This is a genomic window from Streptococcus sp. ACS2 (genome assembly GCF_000525585.1).
Lineage (GTDB): Bacteria > Bacillota > Bacilli > Lactobacillales > Streptococcaceae > Streptococcus.
Genome location: NZ_JALT01000028.1, coordinates 1 through 20,770, shown reverse-complemented (window position 1 = coordinate 20,770; position 20,770 = coordinate 1). Strand labels below are relative to the sequence as shown.

The 20,770-nt window shown below is 37.0% G+C and carries 18 protein-coding genes; all 18 read left to right on the top strand.

The window, feature by feature from the left end; translation table 11 throughout:
- Positions 1–91 precede the first annotated feature (91 nt).
- The 18 genes from rplK (at position 92) to tgt (ending at position 20,468) form a co-directional block, all read left to right on the top strand.
- On the top strand, positions 92–517 hold the full coding sequence (gene rplK / locus HMPREF1517_RS05845) for a 50S ribosomal protein L11 (protein ID WP_002885648.1): 426 nt from the start codon (positions 92–94) through the stop codon (positions 515–517).
- 99 nt (positions 518–616) lie between these two features.
- The gene (gene rplA / locus HMPREF1517_RS05840; RefSeq protein WP_037598508.1) at positions 617–1,306 is read left to right on the top strand and encodes a 50S ribosomal protein L1; all 690 of its coding nucleotides are present in this window, start codon (positions 617–619) and stop codon (positions 1,304–1,306) included.
- 181 nt (positions 1,307–1,487) lie between these two features.
- A complete protein-coding gene (locus HMPREF1517_RS05835) occupies positions 1,488–3,458 on the top strand; it encodes a peptide ABC transporter substrate-binding protein (protein WP_037600082.1) in 1,971 nt (656 codons plus the stop codon).
- A gap of 236 nt (positions 3,459–3,694) precedes the next feature.
- The gene (gene gltX / locus HMPREF1517_RS05830) at positions 3,695–5,149 is read left to right on the top strand and encodes a glutamate--tRNA ligase (RefSeq protein ID WP_037600080.1); all 1,455 of its coding nucleotides are present in this window, start codon (positions 3,695–3,697) and stop codon (positions 5,147–5,149) included.
- 466 nt (positions 5,150–5,615) lie between these two features.
- Positions 5,616–6,923, top strand: a complete 1,308-nt coding sequence (locus HMPREF1517_RS05825; protein WP_037600068.1) for a GHKL domain-containing protein — start codon at positions 5,616–5,618, stop codon at positions 6,921–6,923.
- 55 nt (positions 6,924–6,978) lie between these two features.
- Positions 6,979–7,869 (top strand): hypothetical protein, encoded by an 891-nt coding sequence (locus HMPREF1517_RS05820; RefSeq protein WP_037600066.1) that lies wholly within the window; start codon positions 6,979–6,981, stop codon positions 7,867–7,869.
- 21 nt (positions 7,870–7,890) lie between these two features.
- Positions 7,891–9,171 carry a hypothetical protein gene (locus HMPREF1517_RS05815; RefSeq protein ID WP_037600064.1) on the top strand — a complete coding sequence of 427 codons (1,281 nt, stop codon included), beginning with the start codon at positions 7,891–7,893 and terminating at the stop codon, positions 9,169–9,171.
- A 20-nt stretch (positions 9,172–9,191) separates the two neighbouring features.
- On the top strand, positions 9,192–10,508 hold the full coding sequence (locus tag HMPREF1517_RS05810) for a GHKL domain-containing protein (RefSeq protein ID WP_037600062.1): 1,317 nt from the start codon (positions 9,192–9,194) through the stop codon (positions 10,506–10,508).
- A gap of 1 nt (position 10,509) precedes the next feature.
- Positions 10,510–11,253: a response regulator transcription factor gene (locus HMPREF1517_RS05805; protein ID WP_037600060.1), complete on the top strand. Its 744-nt coding sequence runs from the start codon at positions 10,510–10,512 to the stop codon at positions 11,251–11,253.
- Between the two features lie 941 nt (positions 11,254–12,194).
- Positions 12,195–13,394: an argininosuccinate synthase gene (locus tag HMPREF1517_RS05800; protein ID WP_037598503.1), complete on the top strand. Its 1,200-nt coding sequence runs from the start codon at positions 12,195–12,197 to the stop codon at positions 13,392–13,394.
- A gap of 326 nt (positions 13,395–13,720) precedes the next feature.
- Positions 13,721–15,106: an argininosuccinate lyase gene (gene argH / locus HMPREF1517_RS05795; protein ID WP_037600057.1), complete on the top strand. Its 1,386-nt coding sequence runs from the start codon at positions 13,721–13,723 to the stop codon at positions 15,104–15,106.
- Between the two features lie 84 nt (positions 15,107–15,190).
- Complete coding sequence (gene rnpA / locus HMPREF1517_RS05790) at positions 15,191–15,526, top strand: ribonuclease P protein component (protein ID WP_037600055.1); 336 nt, start codon at positions 15,191–15,193, stop codon at positions 15,524–15,526.
- A 115-nt stretch (positions 15,527–15,641) separates the two neighbouring features.
- The gene (locus HMPREF1517_RS05785) at positions 15,642–16,448 is read left to right on the top strand and encodes a membrane protein insertase YidC (RefSeq protein WP_037600053.1); all 807 of its coding nucleotides are present in this window, start codon (positions 15,642–15,644) and stop codon (positions 16,446–16,448) included.
- Between the two features lie 11 nt (positions 16,449–16,459).
- Positions 16,460–17,503: an RNA-binding cell elongation regulator Jag/EloR gene (gene jag / locus HMPREF1517_RS05780; RefSeq protein ID WP_037600051.1), complete on the top strand. Its 1,044-nt coding sequence runs from the start codon at positions 16,460–16,462 to the stop codon at positions 17,501–17,503.
- Between the two features lie 131 nt (positions 17,504–17,634).
- Positions 17,635–18,231 (top strand): TetR/AcrR family transcriptional regulator, encoded by a 597-nt coding sequence (locus HMPREF1517_RS05775; protein WP_037600049.1) that lies wholly within the window; start codon positions 17,635–17,637, stop codon positions 18,229–18,231.
- The gene (locus HMPREF1517_RS05770) at positions 18,228–18,791 is read left to right on the top strand and encodes an NAD(P)H-dependent oxidoreductase (RefSeq protein ID WP_037600047.1); all 564 of its coding nucleotides are present in this window, start codon (positions 18,228–18,230) and stop codon (positions 18,789–18,791) included. The genes HMPREF1517_RS05775 and HMPREF1517_RS05770 overlap by 4 nt, the downstream gene beginning before the upstream one ends.
- Positions 18,792–18,986: 195 nt before the next feature.
- Positions 18,987–19,121 (top strand): 50S ribosomal protein L34, encoded by a 135-nt coding sequence (gene rpmH, locus HMPREF1517_RS05765; protein ID WP_002885866.1) that lies wholly within the window; start codon positions 18,987–18,989, stop codon positions 19,119–19,121.
- A gap of 204 nt (positions 19,122–19,325) precedes the next feature.
- A complete protein-coding gene (gene tgt / locus HMPREF1517_RS05760) occupies positions 19,326–20,468 on the top strand; it encodes a tRNA guanosine(34) transglycosylase Tgt (protein ID WP_037600045.1) in 1,143 nt (380 codons plus the stop codon).
- Positions 20,469–20,770: the final 302 nt, after the last annotated feature.

Sequence of the window (20,770 nt, the reverse complement as noted above, 5' to 3'; positions counted from 1 at the left end):
TCTGTATAATAGATAAGGTATGTAAAAACATACTTGTGGGAGGTAACAAAACTTACTTACCGCCAAAACCACAATAGGAGGAAATTACAAAATGGCTAAAAAAGTCGAAAACATCGTAAAACTTCAGATTCCTGCTGGTAAAGCGACTCCAGCTCCACCAGTTGGACCAGCTCTTGGTCAAGCCGGAATCAACATCATGGGATTCACTAAAGAGTTTAACGCTCGTACAGCTGACCAAGCTGGTATGATCATCCCAGTTGTTATCTCTGTGTATGAAGATAAATCATTTGATTTCATCACTAAAACACCACCAGCTGCTGTTCTTTTGAAAAAAGCTGCAGGTGTTGAAAAAGGTTCAGGTACTCCAAACTCAGTTAAAGTTGCTTCAGTAACTCGTGCACAAGTACAAGAAATTGCTGAAACTAAAATGCCTGACTTGAACGCTGCAAACATCGAATCAGCTATGCGTATGATCGAAGGTACTGCACGTTCAATGGGATTCACTGTTACTGACTAATTCAGTTAACAAGAAAACCACAGACGTCGTCTCACTTCGCTGAGTGACGTGGAAGATGAAAGTCGTTATGACCACATTACACAAGGAGAAATAATTAACATGGCTAAAAAAAGCAAACAAATGCGTGCTGCTCTTGAGAAAATCGACAGCACAAAAGCTTACAGCGTAGAAGAAGCTGTAGCTCTTGCACAAGAAACTAACTTCGCAAAATTTGATGCTACTGTTGAAGTATCATACAACCTTAACATCGACGTTAAGAAAGCTGACCAACAAATCCGTGGAGCAATGGTATTGCCAAACGGTACTGGTAAAACTCAACGCGTTCTTGTATTTGCTCGTGGTGCTAAAGCTGAAGAAGCTAAAGCAGCAGGTGCTGACTTCGTTGGTGAAGACGAACTCGTTGCTAAAATCAACGGTGGATGGCTTGACTTTGACGTTGTTGTTGCAACACCAGACATGATGGCAATCGTTGGTCGTCTTGGACGTGTCCTTGGACCACGTAACTTGATGCCAAACCCTAAAACTGGTACAGTAACTATGGACGTTGCTAAAGCAGTTGAAGAGTCTAAAGGTGGTAAAATCACTTACCGTGCTGATAAAGCAGGTAACGTACAAGCTATCATCGGTAAAGTTTCATTCGAAACTGAAAAATTGGTTGAAAACTTCAAAGCATTTAACGATGCAATCCAAAAAGCTAAACCAGCTACAGCGAAAGGTGCTTACATCACAAACCTTTCAATTACTACTACACAAGGTGCTGGTATCAAAGTTGATCCTAACTCATTGTAAGAGTAGTAAAGGGCCTATCTTCGGATAGGCTTTTTTCTTGCTCTAAACACGAAATTTGAGTAGAAAATAAAAAATATTCAGAAAGTAGTGTTGCTTTTTCGAATTTATGGTATAATTTAAACGTATACACATAATTATTGATTTTTGAATTTTTTACGTTGCAAATTTAAGGAGGCAATGAATGAAAAAGAGTAAGGTATTTTTACTGGCAGCCGTAGGCCTGTTATCTGTAGGTGTTTTAACGGCTTGCTCGTCATCAAGTAAGACGTCTGGTAAGACTTATAATTATGTCTACGGTGGCGATCCTGCAACCCTAGACTATGTTTCTACAAATAAGAAAAATATGACGACAGCCGTTAGTAACGGTGTTGATGGTTTGTTTGAAAATGACCAATACGGGAATCTAAAACCTTCTGTCGCTGAAAACTGGTCTGTTTCTCAAGATGGTTTGACCTATACTTACAAGATTCGTAAGGGTATCAAATGGTACACTTCAGACGGCGAAGAATATGCCAATGTAACAGCTAAAGACTTTGTGACAGGACTTAAGCATGCTGCGGATACAAATTCTGAAGCGATTTATTTGCTACAAAACTCAGTTAAGGGCTTGAATGATTACCTTTCAGGTGCCAACAAGGACTTTTCAAATGTAGGTATCAAGGCTGTTGATGATTACACCTTGCAATATACGCTTAGTCAACCAGAACCTTATTGGAATTCAAAATTGACCTACTCTGTTACTTGGCCTGTTAATGGAGAATTCTTGAAATCTAAAGGTAAAGACTTTGGTAAGTCAACAGATCCGACTTCTATTCTCTATAACGGTCCATACCTTCTTAAATCTTTGACAACGAAATCATCTATTGAGTTCACCAAGAATGAAAACTATTGGGATAAGGATAATGTCTACTTTGATACAGTTAAATTGACTTATGATGATGGTACAGACCAAGAATCCTTGGAACGTAACTTCACAGATGGAGTCTATAACTTAGCTCGTCTATACCCAACTAGTTCAAACTATTCTAAAGTTGAAAAACAGTACAAAGACAATATTTTCTATACACAACCTGGAGCAGCTGTAGAAGGTGTCGGTGTTAATATCGATCGTCAAACTTATGGTCATACATCTAAAGAAAATGACCAGCAAAAGACATCAACTAAGACAGCTCTTCTTAACAAAGATTTCCGTCAAGCATTAGGTTTTGCTATTGACCGTACGAATTATGCTGCACAACTTAACGGTAAAGAGGGTGGTAGTACTGCCGTTCGTAATATCTATGTTAAACCAGACTTTGTTCAAGCAGATGGTAAAGATTTCGGAACTATGGTAATGGATCAATTACCAAGCTATGGTGATGAGTGGTCTGGTGTGAATCTTGCAGATAGTCAAGATGGTCTTTATAATCCAGAAAAAGCTAAGGCTGAATTTGCTAAAGCTAAAGAAGCTCTTCAAGCAGAAGGGGTTCAGTTCCCAATCCATTTGGATGTTCCTGTCAATCAGTCAAATAAAATCTTTGTGAATCAAGTGCAGTCACTTAAACAATCTATTGAATCCGCTCTTGGAAAAGATAATGTTGTACTTGATCTTCACCAATTGTCAACTGATGATTTCTATAATATTACCTACTCTGCTTCAAATGCAGCTGCAGAGGATTGGGACTTGTCAGTAGGTGTGGCTTGGGAGCCTGATTACCTTGATCCATCAACTTATCTTGATGTCTTGAAGACTACAAATAGTGAAAATACTAAATCTTTCATGGGTTATGACGATCCAAATAGTCAAGCGGTTCAAAAAGTAGGTCTTAAAGAATATGACCAATTGGTTGATGATGCTTCTAAGGAAACAACAGACTTGACGGCTCGTTATGAAAAATATGCAAAAGCTCAGGCATGGTTGACGGATAGTGCACTTTATATCCCAACGACTACTTATAATGGTGCAGCCGCTGTAATTTCTCGTATTAAGCCATTCTCAGGAGCATATGCTCAAGCTGGTGATAAAGGTTCTACATACTACTTCAAGTATCTTAAATCTCAAGATGATGTTGTAACTAAGAAACAATACGACTCAGCTTATAAAGATTGGCTTAAAGAAAGAGCGAAATCTAATGACAAAGCTCAAAAAGATCTTGCTAAACACGTTAAGTAATCTATCGAAAACGTCTACCTTTAGGTAGTCGTTTTTTTGACAAAATTTCTCGAACCACCCCTAGATTGTGATATAATAAAAAAGATTGGTACTCGCTTCTAGATTTTTATTTGGAAAGTTTGGGGGATAGAGTTGTCTACTGGTACTTATCGTCTTAAGGTTGTTCTAAAGGAAAGGACTTTAGGCTTAATAGGTATCCAAAGACTGAAGAATGAAACATAAAAAGGAGATTTATCTTGGCTAAAGATATCCGCGTTCGTTACGCACCAAGTCCAACAGGGCTTCTACACATTGGTAATGCTCGTACAGCATTGTTTAACTACCTCTATGCACGTCATCATGGCGGTACTTTCATTATCCGTATTGAAGATACTGACCGTAAACGTCACGTTGAAGATGGTGAGCGTTCACAGCTTGATAACTTGCGTTGGTTGGGGATTGACTGGGATGAAAGTCCTGAAACACACGAAAATTATCGTCAATCAGAGCGTTTGCCACTTTACCAAAAGTATATTGATCAACTTTTGGCAGAAGGTAAAGCCTATAAGTCATATGTAACTGAAGAAGAGTTGGCTGCAGAGCGCGAACGTCAAGAAGCAGCAGGTGAAACACCTCGTTATATTAACGAGTTCCGTGGTATGACTGAAGAAGAAAAAGCTGCCTACATCGCAGAACGTGAAGCAGCAGGTATTGTTCCTACAGTTCGTTTGGCGGTTAATGAGTCAGGAATTTATAAATGGCATGATATCGTTAAGGGAGATATCGAATTTGAAGGTGGTAATATCGGTGGCGATTGGGTTATCCAGAAGAAAGATGGTTACCCAACTTACAACTTTGCGGTAGTTGTTGATGACCACGATATGCAAATCTCACACGTTATTCGTGGAGATGATCATATTGCCAATACACCAAAACAACTCATGGTTTATGAAGCTCTTGGTTGGGAAGCACCTGAGTTTGGACACATGACCCTTATCATCAATTCTGAAACTGGTAAGAAGTTGTCTAAACGTGATACTAACACCCTTCAGTTTATCGAAGACTACCGTAAAAAAGGTTACCTTCCAGAAGCAGTCTTTAACTTCATTGCTCTTCTTGGTTGGAATCCTGGCGGTGAAGACGAAATCTTTTCTCGTGAAGAACTCATTAAACTTTTTGATGAAAACCGTCTAAGTAAGTCACCAGCGGCCTTTGATCAGAAGAAATTGGATTGGATGAGTAACGACTACATTAAGAATGCAGATTTCGATAAGGTCTTTGCTCTTTGCAAACCTTTCTTGGAAGAAGCTGGTCGTTTAACAGATAAAGCTGAAAAATTAGTGGAACTCTACAAACCACAAATGACAGCTGCAGAAGAAATTGTTCCTCTTACAGATCTCTTCTTTGAAGATTTCCCAGAATTGACAGAGGCTGAAAAAGAAGTTATGGCTGGTGAAACAGTACCAACAGTACTTGAAGCCTTTAAAGCCAAACTCGAAGCTATGTCTGATGATGAGTTTGTTGTTGAAAATATTTTCCCTCAGATTAAGGCTGTTCAAAAAGAAACAGGAATCAAAGGGAAAAACCTTTTCATGCCAATCCGTATTGCTGTTTCAGGAGAAATGCACGGTCCAGAATTGCCAGACACTATTTTCTTGCTCGGTCGTGAAAAATCAATCAAACATATTGATCAAGTTCTTGCAACATTATAAAAACAAACCCAACAATTGTTGGGTTTTCGAATGCACATAAACAATGTATCAGCAATTAATGGGGTATTACTAAGAGTGTATTTGTAATATAATGATGATATTTCGTAATCATATCATCATTTTCAAAACTTTAAATTAGTTTTATAATAGATTGGTAATAAAAAGTAGGGAGGAGTGAGCATTATGAGAAGATTTGGTTGGTATTTCTACTACGTCATTGGCATGTACCCATAAAAAGAGGTAATGAGTCAGTTAAAGAGCTTAGTTTTTCTAAGCTCTTTTTTATGTTTATGAAAAGTAGGGGATATGGGAAATGGTCTGACGCTCATATTAATAATTGATTGTTCTTAACCAAGAAAAAATAAATTTATATTTTTAGCTTTTTCTAATAGGAATGACGCTAAATTATATATTTATGTTACAATAAAGTAGGTTGATTTTTGAAAGGAAAGGGGGGAGTCTAGAGATGATCGTTTTGTTTACGGTTCTACGTCTATTGGCTATTTTAATTGTTAGTCACGATATGTCAGGTTTGCTCAAAACTTGGAAGAGTAAATGCTGGTTTATCGCAGGGAGTCTCTTGCTCTCTCTATTTGTCGGAGGCATTACAGGGTCGCTCTTAGCACTTTTGTTCTGCTATCTTTTCTTAAATAAAATATCAAGTAGTGAAAAGAATTCTTTTCTTTTCACCTTTTTGCCGTGGGTTTTTGTTGAAGTCACCTCGAAACTGCTTCAACTTTACTTTTTCCCATGGATTTTTCAAATTAATTATTTACAGGTCAAGGACACCCCAGTACTTATTGCTCTGTCTTATCTCTTGATTTATCCAATTTTTCATCTGATTGTCAAAGTATTCTTTATTGACTTTGGTGCTCTCAATGTTATGGGAAATAACCATACTTACCAAGTTAGGCAACGCTTATTGGTTGGGGTTACTCTGGCTTATATTGTTTTATCTTTAATTATTTTCTATGCCAGTAACATCTTTCCTTACACAGGCCTCTTTATTTATTTAGCAGGCAGTATTACGATTGTTTACTCCATTCTCTTTATTTTGCTCTTTGCTCAGCTTAATATCTATTCTAAGAGAAGAGTGAAAAACCAGTTGGCCGAAGAAATGGCTAGACATGAGGAAAGTTTAGAGGAATATAGCCACCGTTTAGAAAATCTCTATAATGATATTTCTCAGGTGAAGAAGGATTATCTTGAAGGACTTAAGACAATGGAGGTTAGTATCCAACGTCGAGACTTACCTGCTTTGAAACAAGAGTATGCAGAGCTTTTAGAGAAATCTGGAAATAGCTTAACTTTGTCAAATTATGAATTGTCACGTTTGATCAACTTAGAAATCACGTCTCTCAAGAGTCTCTTTTCTGCTAAAGTGCTTGAGGCAGAGAACTTAGGAATTAAGGTCAATTTGGAGTTACCAGATGTTATATCGTCAACTCAGATAGAGGCCTTAGATTTGGTTGTGATTTCTTCTGTCTTCTTAAACAACGCTATTGAGTCGGCAGTGGATTCTGAAAATCCTACTTTAACCATATCCTTCTTTAAAAATCAAGGTTATCTTATCTTGGTTATTGATAATACAACCAGAGAAGAACGTATTCCTGTGTCAAGGATTTTTGATGAAGGGGTTTCTAGCAAAGGTGAAGGCCGAGGACTTGGTTTGTCTAAGGTCGCAGATATACTTAATCGCTATCCAAAAGTAAATCTTGAGACTCGTAGTTGTGACCATCATTTTACTCAGGTCCTCTCTTTTCAGGATAATTGATAAATCAAAGATAATATTTGTGGAGGATAAGGGAAAATAGAAAGGGGAAAAGCATATGCAACTTGCGATTGATGGTCTTATTGCTTTGGTTGTTGTCGTTTCACATCTTGTGATTTTAGCTAGAATGGCTTATCTAGATGTTTTTACTTACCGTTATATTCCTTATGTAATCGTAGTAACTGCCGTTAAGTGGTTAGCCAAGGTGCTATGGCAAATTGATATTCCAGATGCAATCTATCTCCTAGTCTTTATTTTTCTTGAAAAACCTCAGGCTTTACGGGAAGAAAAGTATTTTTATGCTTTCTTTGCCCCTGTCTTTTGGACCTTGATTACAAGTTTCTTTAGTTTTTATCTTTTCCGAGTTTTCTTTAATAAGCCGGTCGAGTTGGTTCCAAACCATTTAGGAATCTTGGCTGTAGATAGTGTTGTTCTTCCTTTCTTTCTAGGCTTGCAAAAAATGTTCGGTTTAGATAGCTTTTTTAAGGAACCATATCAGGACTTGCAGGGTAAATATAAGAGCATGCTCTTGCAAGTTGATCATATTTTAATTATCAGTTATCTGCTTATCCTCTTTAAACAGGAGATATTCTCCTTGCTCCTGAGTCAGACCTACCTCCCGGGTTACCCTCAAATTTATATTTGGGTTGGTTTTCTTATACACATGTATATTCTTGTTCGTTTTGTTTCCTACGGTAAAGATGTTCGTGATAGTAAAATTCTTAGAGAACAAGAGGAGCATTTGAGGAGTCTGGAAGCTTATAATGAAAAAATCGAAACTGCCTATAAGAGTGTACGCTCATTTAAACATGATTATGAAAACATACTCATTAGTATGCAGACAAGTATTGATAGTGGGGATTTTGACCTTATTGAACAAACCTATCAGGATATTTTGAAAAAGGCAGGTCAAGAACTCATTGAAGAAGATGACGAAAATGTCTCTTGAGTATAAACAGGAAATATTATCATGAACTTACAACTTTGGACCATGGTATCCCTTGAAAATAGTATTATTCAAATTATTAGTTTTCATATTACCTGGTTTATTTATAAAAAACTAACAAGAAGCACACTAGCTTACTGGAAAGTATTTTGTTTAAGTCTCTTAGGTATAGTGGTATCACTTGGTAAGGGTGATGGCTTCTATTATCAAGTTGTTATCTTTTTAGCTTTGGCCTTAAAGGAACGGCGGGAACATCGTTTGACGCTCTGGGCAAGCCTCTTTTTTGGAGCTTTCTCGGTTATTTTTACAGATTTATTTGCGACTTTTACCCCATTTTATGTATTCAATAATCTGTTTACAAATATGACTTTAAGTGAGATTCAAGAAAACTTCTTCCTCAAATTGTTATCTTTTGTACTGATTTACCCATTCTTTCTCTATGTCAATTATCTTTCAAGTTCAGATGTTGATAAGGTCAAGGAATTGATTTATTCACGTGGTCGCGAACGTCTGTTGATAGCCGTTGATCTGACCTTTGCACTCTACATTACTTGTAGTACTATTTTGGTATCAACAGGTAGTAATGTGGGAGGGCCAATTTTTATTGCAATGGCAGTTTATCTCCTAATGGTAACAACCTTGAACCGCTATTCTCATAAATTTGTCAGAGAACGTAGTAAGGAAGCTGTGGAGACCTATGTCTATAACTTGGAAGTCTATAATAAACATATTGAGGATCTTTTTACAAAAGTAAAGCCTATTGAAAAAGACTTTGAGAGTCTTTTGGTAGCTCTTGAGACTCCATTGGCTAAAAATCAATTATCAGAGGTTTTATCCGTTTATCATGAGCATTTGAATCATCTTAAACTTGATAATTTGGACTTAAATGATAAGTTGGCTCCTCTGTTCGAGATTCCTTATCCGGTATTAAGAAGTTGGATTGTAAACCAAATCATTCCTTTGGAACAAAAGGGTATCACCGTTAGGTTGGATGTCAACGTTGATGCTTATCCTAACAATTTAAATATTGCAGTTCTTATTAGAGTTTTAGAACGTTGCATGAACTTAGCTGAAAAACTTTGGGCCAAGGAACCGGAGACAGATATTGGTTTCCTTATTCAACAGAATGAGGATGGCAATCTCAGCTTTATTCTTGAGAATACCAACCAGGAAGCTGATCCTAAACTAGACGATAGTCTGGCTATTAGTCGTGATTTTGCTCAGTTTTGCTGGTCAAACGGTATCGGTTTAACAAATAAAAAAGAATTATTTAAAACCTATCAAATTGTCACGGTAGGACTATAATCGTAGAAAGGAGGATAACTATGCTGGGTAACATCTTATTTCAAATTTTGATGTTTGTCATCATTTGGGATATCTACTTACGTATTGGTGGGCAAAACACTAATCTTAAAAATCGTATGCTTTATTTGTTATTTGATGTTGCTCTATGCATTTGGGGACAACTCATTGGACGCTACATAGGCATAGTACCTCCCTTAGTAGCCATTGTAACATTGACATTTAGTTATCAACTGAATAAAAGTGTCACTTCTGTAGAGCGCTTTTTTCTAGGTTTTTATCCGGTGGTACTAGTCGATTTGGCAAGACGTTTTTTGGCTACCTTCTTCTTCCCGCCGATACTTGGAATAACTGCTGCTACTTTAAACAACAATATTTGGTGGTCTATGGTACCACTTTCCTTTGTCATGTTGACGGTCAGAATAGTAGATTTTATTTTACGTCTAGATTTTACAGATATCTTGAAAGTTGCTGCCCAACAAGAAAAAAAGAACCGTCTGGGTTTGGTCAACATGCTTCTTTTGCTTTATTATTTAGTTATCTTTTTGGTGTCGACATTTGATACTTATTTTCCAGAGTTACATCTTGAGAGTAGGTTTCGTGTACCATTGGTAATGGGATATCTCTACTTACTCCTCTTTGTACTAGGAGCTGTGAACCAGTTTGCTAAGGAAAAAATAGAGCAGGATTTGGCGATGAAGCAAGCCAACTATCTTGATGATTTGAAGCGCGAGAATACTAGGGTGGAAGGTTTGTATAGAGACTTGATGCATGTTCGCTCTAACTATAATTTTCTGCTTAATAATTTGAGAGATATCGAAAGAACAGGAGATATTCGTTCTTACAAAAAAGATTTAGTTGATCTTTATGTCAATCGAGATCAGCACAGCTTTTCGACTCAGGTCACAGATTTGGATAATATCCAAAACCCAAGTATTCATAGTCTACTTTCATCAAAATATCATGAAGCTCAGATGTATCGACTCAATATTCATGCAGAGATTCCAGATCCAGTGACTCATAACTATCTAACTGATTTAGATTTAGCTGTGGTTTTGGGTCACCTCATGGATAATGCTATTGATGGTGCTCGTAAAGCCAGTGAGGGTTTCATTAGTCTGGCCTATTTTGATGAAGAAGATTGCCAGAGTTTTATTATTGAAAGTACAATTGCAGATGAGCAAGTTCCACTTTCAATGATGAGTACCCAGACTCCTCATCCTGGGGGTGGTATAGGTGTTAATGCTGTTCAAGATATCTTGGAACGTTATCCGAATACGTCCTTCTCTGTCCGTAGTCAGAATCATAAAATGATGCAAATACTAGAAATGAGGCCCTAATATGAATATTTACATTTTAGAAGATGACTTAATGCAACAAACACGTATTAGTGACATCATCAGAGAATTGGTTTCAGAGGGCACGTTTTCCGTACGAAAACTTGAAGTTTTTTCTAAACCCCACAAACTATTGTCCGGTATCAACGAGAAGGGTAACCATCAGGTTTTCCTTTTAGATATTGATATTGATGGTGAGCGAAAGAAGGGGCTAGAAGTCGCCTCAGAAATTCGCCAACAAGATGCTAATGCGGTTATTATTTTTGTGACAACTCACTCAGAGTTTGCACCGATTAGTTTTAAATACAAGGTTTCTGCGTTAGATTTTATTGATAAGACAGTTTCTAATGCAGAGTTCAAACAACAACTAAAACAAACATTGACTTTTGTAAATCAAAAAGTTGGAGATGTGGATGATGATGAGATATTTGTGTTTGAAACAGCACAGTCTCGAATCCAAGTCCCTATGAGAGATATTTATTATTTTGCGACTGCTGTGACACCTCATAAGGTGATGCTGATTACCAAAACAGAGCGTTTGGAGTTTTATGCCAATCTTGGAGATATTACTTCGGTGAATAAAAAACTCTTTTCTTGTCATCGTTCGTTTTTAGTTAATTTGGATAATATTTCTCGTATTGATAAGAGTCAGTTGATGATTTACTTTGAGAATGGCGATTCTTGTCCAGTTTCACGTTTGAAAATGAAGGCCTTGCTTAAAAAATGGTCAGATGTAAAAGAACATTAGTCATCGACTAATGTTCTTTTTAGTCTAAAAAAGCATGTGTTTATTTTATAGGTGATTGATTATCTTATAGGTGAGCAAATTCTGTAAAAACACAAAATAGATGTCCTTTAGTGATGGAATTTAGAGATTTATAAAAAAATAACTAAAAATAATGCAGTTCAGGATGAAAAAACGACATTCTATGAAATCGTATAGACAATTAAATTGAAAAAAGTTATTATGTAATCAAGATATGTGATTCGGAAATGAGACATCGTCAATCTTATTGAAATCTACATACACTTTATGAAAATAAATAATGTACTTTTATATAACTTTTTCCTAATCCCCATTTTTTATTGGCCGCTCGTCCAATTACATATCTTTTTTATAGAAATTAATAGGCTTGAGAAATCAAGCCTTTTTTGTTTTTAAGAGGATTAGTGCAGATTGGGATAAAAAATACATTCTGTGAGTGAAATTCGACATTTTAGGAAATGAAGATATACATTTTGGGATTGCATGCTATAATGTAATCAAGGTTAGAGAGCAAGAAGAATGTATGGTTTAAGTTAGTCCCTTAAACATAATAATTTCCCTCATTCATTCTATCTAAAATTGCTGTTGTGTTCTCTACCGATGATGCTGTTGTTCAAAAGGTCTGTACTTTGTACAGGCCTTTTGGCATTTTAGAAGATAGATAGTTAAAGATGCTTTTGAGTCTATTTGTATCGTTTCAAGAGTGTTTTTTTATTTTCCACCATTCCTTGCATAAAAGTGAATAAAAATTAAAAATTACGCACTTTTTGGGTCGAAATAATAAATAAAAACAAATAAAAACGAAATAAATATAAAAAAATAACAAAAAACTGTTGACAAGTGAATAAATATGCAATATAATAAATCTCGTAAGGTTGATAGAGATAGCAACCGTAAGAAAATATAAGAAAAGAGAAAATATTATGTCAAAAGAGAAAGTTATTCTTGCCTATTCGGGAGGTCTTGATACCTCAGTCGCTATTACATGGCTTAAAAAAGATTACGATGTTATCGCTGTTTGTATGGATGTCGGTGAAGGTAAAGATCTTGAGTTCATCCATGACAAAGCTTTGACAGTCGGAGCTATCGAGTCATACGTGCTTGATGTTAAAGACGAGTTTGCTGAAGACTATGTGCTTCCAGCACTTCAGGCTCACGCTTACTATGAACAAAAGTATCCTTTGGTTTCAGCGCTTAGCCGTCCAATTATTGCTAAAAAATTAGTTGAGATTGCTCATGAAACAGGAGCAACAACTATCGCTCACGGTTGTACTGGTAAAGGTAATGACCAAGTTCGTTTCGAAGTTGCCATTGCTGCCCTAGATCCAAGTCTTAAAGTAGTAGCGCCAGTGCGTGAATGGAAATGGTCTCGTGAGGAAGAAATTGAGTATGCTAAGGCTAATGGTGTTCCAGTTCCAGCAGATCTTGATAATCCTTACTCAGTCGATCAAAACCTTTGGGGACGTGCTAACGAGTGTGGTGTTCTTGAAAATCCTTGGAATCAAGCTCCAGAAGAAGCTTTTGGAATTACCAATTCACCAGAGTCTGCACCAGATGAAGCTGAATATGTCGATGTAACCTTTAAAGAAGGGAAACCAGTTGCCCTTAACGGTAAAGAAATGAAATTGGCTGACCTTATCCAAGAAATGAATGTTATTGCTGGTAAGCATGGTGTTGGACGTATCGACCACGTTGAGAATCGTCTTGTGGGTATCAAGTCACGTGAAATTTATGAATGCCCAGGAGCTATTGCGCTTTTGACAGCTCATAAAGAAATTGAGGACCTAACTTTGGTACGTGAAGTTTCTCATTTCAAACCAATTCTTGAAAATGAATTGTCAAACCTTATCTACAATGCTTTGTGGTTTAGCCCAGCAACACAAGCTATCATTGCTTATATTAAGGAAACACAAAAAGTTGTTAATGGTATCGCTAAAGTTAAACTTTATAAAGGGCATGCTCAGGTTGTAGCACGTCAATCAGCTAATTCATTGTATGATGAAAACTTGGCTACTTACACATCAGCGGACAGCTTTGATCAGGATGCTGCGATTGGATTTATCAAGCTTTGGGGGCTTCCAACACAGGTAAATTCTCAAGTTAACCATCCGTTTGACAATTAATGACAGATTTCATAAGAAAAGTAGGATATTAGAAGCAAAATGCTTCTTATCAGATAAAAGTGGACAGGGAGCCACATCTGATACTCTTTTCTTATAACTTATATTATTATCGTTAAGGCGTTCTGAGAAGCGTCACGAGCCTAAATAAACTACGACTGAGATCGGGATTTAGGAAAACAAGTGTCCAGAGAGACAAATTAAGCTAGACAAATACTATCTAGCTTTTTTCATTTAAGTTATTGTGACCCAAGAGGTCGTTACTTGTTATAAGTATTAAGAAAGGATGGAAGATTATCTCAGTGTAGGGAAATCTTCAAAATAAAACTATGGCAGAAAATCATAAACTATGGGGCGGTCGGTTCGAAGCTAGTCTTGAAAAATGGGTAGAAGAATTTGGTGCTTCAATCTCCTTTGACCAAAAGATGGCAGAGTTTGACCTTAAAGGGTCTATTGCCCATGTCACTATGCTTGGTGAGACAGGAATTATTACCAAAGAGGAAGCTTTACAAATTAAACAGGGATTGGAAGAGCTGCTTGAGGAATATAAGGCTGGTAAACTAGAATTCGATGTTTCCAATGAAGATATTCATATGAATATGGAGAGCCTTTTAACAGCTAAAATTGGACCAGTAGCGGGAAAACTTCATACAGCACGTTCACGTAACGACCAAGTGGCAACGGATATGCACTTGTATCTGAAAGCTAAATTAGTGGAAGTTATTGAGAAGCTTGATAATTTACGTGGTACTTTAGTCAACCTAGCAGACAAACATACCTACACAATTATGCCAGGCTACACCCACTTGCAGCATGCACAACCGATTTCTTTTGGTCACCACTTGATGGCTTATTACAACATGTTTACACGTGATGCCGAACGTTTTGAATTTAATATCAAGCATACGGATATTTCTCCACTTGGAGCTGCTGCACTGGCAGGAACAACTTTCCCAATTGATCGTAATATGACATCTGACTTAATGGGCTTCGCAAATCCATATAGCAATTCCTTGGATGCTGTTTCTGATCGTGACTTTATTCTCGAATTCTTGTCAAACTCAAGTATTCTAATGATGCATATGACACGTATTTGTGAAGAAATCATTAACTGGTGTTCTAACGAGTTTAAGTTTGTGACTCTATCAGATACTTTTTCAACAGGCTCTTCCATTATGCCTCAAAAGAAAAACCCAGATATGGCAGAACTAATTCGTGGAAAATCAGGTCGTGTCTATGGCAATCTGATTGGATTATTGACTGTGATGAAGTCATTACCTTTAGCCTACAATAAAGATCTCCAAGAAGATAAAGAAGGTATGTTTGATACGGTAGAAACGATTACTGTTGCTATTGATATTCTCGCAGGTATGCTCAATACAATGACTGTTAACGACAAGCATATGGCAGAATCAACAGAGAAAGATTTTTCAAATGCTACAGAGTTGGCTGATTATCTTGCGTCTAAAGGACTTCCATTCCGTGAAGCACATGAGATTGTTGGAAAACTTGTCCTTGAGTGTACCAAAGCTGGTTATTATCTTCAGGATGTTCCTCTCGAACGTTATCAAGAAGTTTCAGATTTAATTGAAGAGGACATCTATGAGACGCTTAAATCTCATACAGCTGTTGAACGTCGTCATTCCCTTGGTGGAACTGGTTTTGACCAGGTTAAATGGCAAATCAAAGAAGCTCAAAAAGCTCTAAAAAAATAAGTCTCTAAGGCCCTAACCATAAGGTTTTGGGCTTTTTTGCTATTTATGATATAATAGTACTAATTTTGAGTTTGGAGTCGCATTTTGAAAAAATCTTATCGCGTTAAGAAAGAGAAAGACTTTAAAGCATTATTTGATGCAGGACACAGTGTTGCTAATCGAAAATTTGTTGTCTACTGTCTGGATCGTAATCTGCCTCATTTTAGAGTAGGTTTGTCAGTCAGTAAGCGTCTTGGTAATGCGGTTACTCGGAATCGGGTAAAACGTCGTCTACGACATGCACTGATGGACATGTCATCTCAGTTAGAACATCAAGATTTTGTCGTTATTGCTCGTAAAGGTGTCGAAGACTTAAGTTATCAAGACATTTATAGCAATCTCGTTCATGTCTTAAAAATAGCAAAGTTATATAAGGACTAGAAAATTATTTTGCTTCTTTACATTGTAGGATAAACTAAGATCATTCCTGATTTTTGAGATAGTCATTAATGAATGGAAGCAAGCAGTTCTTTATCGTATTAAAAAGGAGTTTTTAGTGAAGAAAAAACTTAATTTATCTATTTTAGGTGCAGGAGTTCTCTTGCTTTTGTCCGCATGTGGACGAAGTGATGTTACAAGTTATTCTACAGGCCTTTGGGAACGTCTCATTTTAATGTTTGGGAAGGCTATTCAAGGGCTCTCATTTGGAGGTTCCATTGGATTAGGGATTATCATTTTCACGATCTTAATTCGTGCGGTAATGATTCCTCTTTATAATCGCCAAATTAAGTCAAGCCGTGAACTACAAGAGTTGCAGCCAGAGTTACGTCGCTTGCAGAGTGAGTATCCTGGACGCGAGAATCGTGAAGCTCTTGCTTATGCACAACAAGATCTTTATAAAGAGCATGGTGTAAATCCTTACGCAAGCTTTGTTCCTCTCTTGATTCAATTTCCTATTTTGATGGCTCTTTATGGAGCGCTCACGCGAGTGCCAGAATTGCGAGAAGGAACATTCCTCTGGGTTGACTTAGGTCAGAAAGACCCTTACTTTATTCTTCCGATTTTGGCGGCTGCTTTCACCTTCCTTTCAACTTGGTTGACCAATAAGGCAGCTAAAGATCGTAGTGCAATGCTTCTTGTTATGAATATCATGCTTCCAATCTTTATTTTCTGGTTTGGAACTCAGATTTCTTCAGGGGTAGCACTTTACTGGGCAGTTTCAAACGCCTTCCAAGTTATTCAGATTTTGGTTTTTAATAATCCGTTTAAAATCATCGAAGAACGTAATCGTTTGGAAATGGAAGAAAAAGAACGTAAAGCTAAGATTCGTCGTGCCAAGAAAAAGGCGCATAAACGTAAATAAGGAGGCTTATTATGGTTGTCTATTCTGGACGAACAGTCGAACAAGCTATTGAAAAAGGTTTGAAAGATCTTAATTTACCCCGTATGAGGGCTCATATTAAGGTGATTTCTCGTGAGAAAAAAGGTTTTCTAGGGTTCGGAAAGAAGCCAGCTCGAGTTAGCATTGAACCAATAAATGAAAAGATAGCTCATGAAGCAGATCAAAACACCGTTAAAGTGGCTCCTGATGCTATAAAACAATTCGACGATTCTGTCGCAAGTCCAAAAGACGAAACGATTGCTTTCAATAAAGTGACAAAACTCGTTACGGTTTCAGATAATAAGGAAATTGCACAAGAAAACTTAAAGCAACCAGTATCTACAGAGCCCCTTGGTGAAGAGTTGACAGATAAGAAACAGGAGCAACCAAAGGCAACAATTATTCCTCTATCTGTTAAACGTGAGTCATCAGAAGAGGATGCTACAGAATTTATGGCAAGTTCGCTTGAACCTCAACTAGAACCAGTTGCTCAAGTTCAAACTCTGGAAACTTCAGAAGGAGATTTCAGTGCTTTTGTGGCATCTGAGTTTAGTTCAGATGATTCTTCTGAAAATAATTTAGAAGATATTCAAGCAGCTGCAGATGATGTTTTATCTTACCTCGAAAAAATTATCTATGAAATGGATGTTGATGCTAGTCTAGAGGTTAGTCACAATCGTCGCAATATTATCATTCAGATTGAAACAGACCAACCTGGTCGTGTTATCGGTTATCATGGCAAGGTTCTCAAGTCTTTACAACTTTTAGCGCAAAATTATTTGCACGATCGTCATTCTAAACGCTTTAGTGTTGTTCTCAATGTTCGTGATTATTTGGAGCAACGCACAGAGACTTTGATTGATCTAGCAGAAAAAACGGCGGCTAAAGTAAAAGAAACAGGTCGAGAGTACGTTATGGATTCAATGACGAATAGCGAACGAAAAATTATCCATAAGGCACTTTCTCAAATTGAAGGTGTTGAAAGTCACTCGGAAGGGGACGATCCTAATCGTTACGTTGTTGTGACAAAAGTATAATTAGAATAGCGTTATTGCTTACAGAAACTAGTCTTATTTGAAGGCTAGTTTTTTTTGACAATTAAAAGTAGACGGTGTATACTTTTAATAAAAAGTAATCGCTGTCTACTTATATGCAAATAGGAGTCAAAATGAAACGTAATACTGCTGAATTGAAGGAAAAGTTAATCACAACTGGAATTGAGGAGATAAGAATAAGAGGGATCGATCAACTATCTATCCGAACGGTGGCTCAAAAATGCGGGATCACCCATGGAGCACCCTATAAGCACTTTGAAAATAAGGGTGTATATCTTCAGGTAGTTTTAGAGCGTTTATCTGAGATCTTTTTGAAGTATCTGACACAAGGAATAGGCTCTTCTCTTGATGTAAGGGATCAATTAGTATTAATGGGCTGTAATTTTGTGGAATTTGCTCAAAAAGAAACAAACAGTTTTGAGGCCTTATTTATTAAGTTTCCTTTCAATTATATGGAACTAACCCAGGGCAGTATCTCTGTTAATGCCCATTTACCAGGATTTGAGCACTTTAAGAGTGTGGTTTTGAAGCTAAAAAGTGAAATGAACATTTCTGGTAGTGAGACAGAAATATTAGTTCATATCTGGAGTTTTATTACTGGATTAGCTGTTTTGGTAAGGAGTCCTATTGGTGATAATTTCAATAGTAACACTATTAAAGAGACTGTTAGTACTATGTTAGACATCTACGTTAAAGGAGCTAAACAATGAAAACCTTAATTATTTACGCACATCCAAACGACAAGAGCTACAATGCCTCTATACTAGAGACTATCAAGGAGAATTTATCGTCTAAACATGAGTTAAAGGTTCTAGATTTGTATAAAGAGCGGTTCGATCCTGTTTTACGCTTTGATACAACGCATAGGAGAAGAGACCTAGCGCACGATGTAGCTATGAAAGACTATCGAGATTTAATAATTTGGGCAGATCAGTTGATTTTTATTTTTCCAACTTGGTGGAGTGGAATGCCGGCTATCTTGAAAGGATTTATTGAACGCGTTTTTGTTGCTGGGTTTGCCTATGAAAATAAACCCCGTGGATTGGATGGTAAACTGACAGGGAAAGCTTGGATTATTACAACCCACAATACACCAAAGATAGTTCTACCTTTAGTTCAAGATTATAGCAAAGTTCTAAAATTTCAAGTCCTAAAACCTTGTGGTATTAAATCGGTCAAAGTTACCCAGATTTCACCTGTTGAGTATATGGGTGACCATAAGCGAAAAGAGGTGCTCAAGAAAATAGCTAAAATAGCAAGAAGGTTATGAGCAAGCGATGATATAGGGATAGTAATGTGGTCTACAATTATCACCAGCCTAAGGGTTTCAAAGATATAATAAAATTAATATCTAAGTAATTCTTGACAAGATTAAGCTATTACTATAAAATAGTATGGTATGTTTAGTAACTGATCAAAAATAGCCGGCTAAACGAATACGAAAATCTATCAGGAGGTATTCAACGTGAAACGTACTTATCAACCAAGTAAAATCCGTCGTCAACGTAAACACGGATTCCGTCACCGTATGTCAACTAAAAACGGACGTCGTGTTCTTGCAGCTCGTCGTCGTAAAGGACGTAAAGTTCTTTCAGCATAAGACGTTATTGAAAGCAACAGTGCTCGAGACTGTTGTTTTTTTGTTTGCTATGAATGTTAGTGTTGGTGTTTGATGGTATTCATCGAGAGTTTGAAAATATAGAGCTGACAATTCTTGTAATTTTTGATAAACTAAAGCGGTTGTGGATAATGACCACTGACTAAAAAATACTTAGGACTGTTTTTCCTAATGTAAGGAGTATAAATGACTGATTTTCCAATTAAATATCGTCTTATAAAGAAAGAAAAACACACAGGAGCACGTCTGGGGGAAATTATCACGCCTCATGGAACTTTTCCAACGCCGATGTTTATGCCTGTAGGCACCCAAGCTACAGTAAAAACGCAATCCCCTGAAGAATTAAAACAGATGGGTTCAGGGATTATTTTGGCCAATACCTATCATTTATGGCTAAGACCTGGTGATGAGCTCGTTGCTAAAGCTGGAGGACTCCATAAATTCATGAATTGGGATCAAGCGATTCTTACAGATAGCGGTGGTTTCCAAGTTTATTCATTGGCAGAAAAACGCAATATTTCTGAAGAAGGTGTAACATTTAAAAATCACCTTAATGGAAGTAAGATGTTTTTATCTCCTGAAAAAGCGATCTCGATTCAGAATAATCTCGGTTCAGATATTATGATGAGCTTTGACGAATGTCCTCAATTTTACCAACCATACGATTATGTGAAAAATTCTATTGAACGGACAAGTCGTTGGGCAGAACGAGGGCTAAAAGCACACCGTCGCCCACATGATCAAGGCCTATTTGGAATTGTGCAGGGAGCAGGTTTTGAAGATCTTCGCAGACAGTCTGCACAGGATTTGGTTTCCATGGATTTTCCAGGTTACTCAATTGGAGGTCTTGCGGTTGGAGAAACTCATGAAGAGATGAATGCGGTTCTAGACTTTACTGTACCTTTACTTCCTGAGAATAAACCACGTTATCTCATGGGAGTAGGAGCACCAGATAGTCTGATTGACGGTGTTATCCGTGGCGTTGATATGTATGATTGTGTTCTCCCAACACGAATTGCTCGTAACGGAACTTGTATGACGAGTCAAGGACGTCTTGTGGTTAAAAATGCGGCGTATGCAGAAGATTTTAGCCCTATAGATCCTGAGTGTGATTGTTATACATGTAAGAATTACACACGTGCTTATGTGAGACATTTGTTGAAAGCAGATGAAACGTTTGGAATTCGCCTGACAAGTTATCATAATCTCTACTTCTTGGTAAATTTAATGGCCAAGGTACGACAAGCTATTATAGATGACAATTTACTTGAGTTTCGCCAAGATTTCATTGAAAAATATGGTTATAATGCAAGTAAAAGAAATTTTTAAATAATTTATTTAGCAGTACATGATTGTACTGCTTTATTTTTTTCAAAAACCCTATTGACAAGTATTGATTTGGGTGTTAAGATATAAAAGTTGTCTTAACAGACTTGCCACAAACTTGAAAAGGTTCCAAAACTTTAAAAAAGTTATTGACAAGATAAGTCAGAGATGATATTATAAATAAGCTGTTTCGGAAGGGGCGGCGAACACGAGAAGTAAAAAAACTTCGAAAAAAGTGTTGACAAACTATTCTAGATTTGCTAGAATATAGGAGTTGTCTTAAGAGAGACAAAGACCTTTGAGAA

Bases quoted from the DNA above. Each gene is read 5' to 3' on its own strand.
- rplK (WP_002885648.1), top strand. From the start codon at position 92: ATGGCTAAAAAAGTCGAAAACATCGTAAAACTTCAGATTCCTGCTGGT.
- rplA (WP_037598508.1), top strand. From the start codon at position 617: ATGGCTAAAAAAAGCAAACAAATGCGTGCTGCTCTTGAGAAAATCGAC.
- HMPREF1517_RS05835 (WP_037600082.1), top strand. From the start codon at position 1,488: ATGAAAAAGAGTAAGGTATTTTTACTGGCAGCCGTAGGCCTGTTATCT.
- HMPREF1517_RS05825 (WP_037600068.1), top strand. From the start codon at position 5,616: ATGATCGTTTTGTTTACGGTTCTACGTCTATTGGCTATTTTAATTGTT.
- HMPREF1517_RS05820 (WP_037600066.1), top strand. From the start codon at position 6,979: ATGCAACTTGCGATTGATGGTCTTATTGCTTTGGTTGTTGTCGTTTCA.
- HMPREF1517_RS05815 (WP_037600064.1), top strand. From the start codon at position 7,891: ATGAACTTACAACTTTGGACCATGGTATCCCTTGAAAATAGTATTATT.
- HMPREF1517_RS05810 (WP_037600062.1), top strand. From the start codon at position 9,192: ATGCTGGGTAACATCTTATTTCAAATTTTGATGTTTGTCATCATTTGG.
- HMPREF1517_RS05805 (WP_037600060.1), top strand. From the start codon at position 10,510: ATGAATATTTACATTTTAGAAGATGACTTAATGCAACAAACACGTATT.
- HMPREF1517_RS05800 (WP_037598503.1), top strand. From the start codon at position 12,195: ATGTCAAAAGAGAAAGTTATTCTTGCCTATTCGGGAGGTCTTGATACC.
- argH (WP_037600057.1), top strand. From the start codon at position 13,721: ATGGCAGAAAATCATAAACTATGGGGCGGTCGGTTCGAAGCTAGTCTT.
- jag (WP_037600051.1), top strand. From the start codon at position 16,460: ATGGTTGTCTATTCTGGACGAACAGTCGAACAAGCTATTGAAAAAGGT.
- HMPREF1517_RS05775 (WP_037600049.1), top strand. From the start codon at position 17,635: ATGAAACGTAATACTGCTGAATTGAAGGAAAAGTTAATCACAACTGGA.
- HMPREF1517_RS05770 (WP_037600047.1), top strand. From the start codon at position 18,228: ATGAAAACCTTAATTATTTACGCACATCCAAACGACAAGAGCTACAAT.
- tgt (WP_037600045.1), top strand. From the start codon at position 19,326: ATGACTGATTTTCCAATTAAATATCGTCTTATAAAGAAAGAAAAACAC.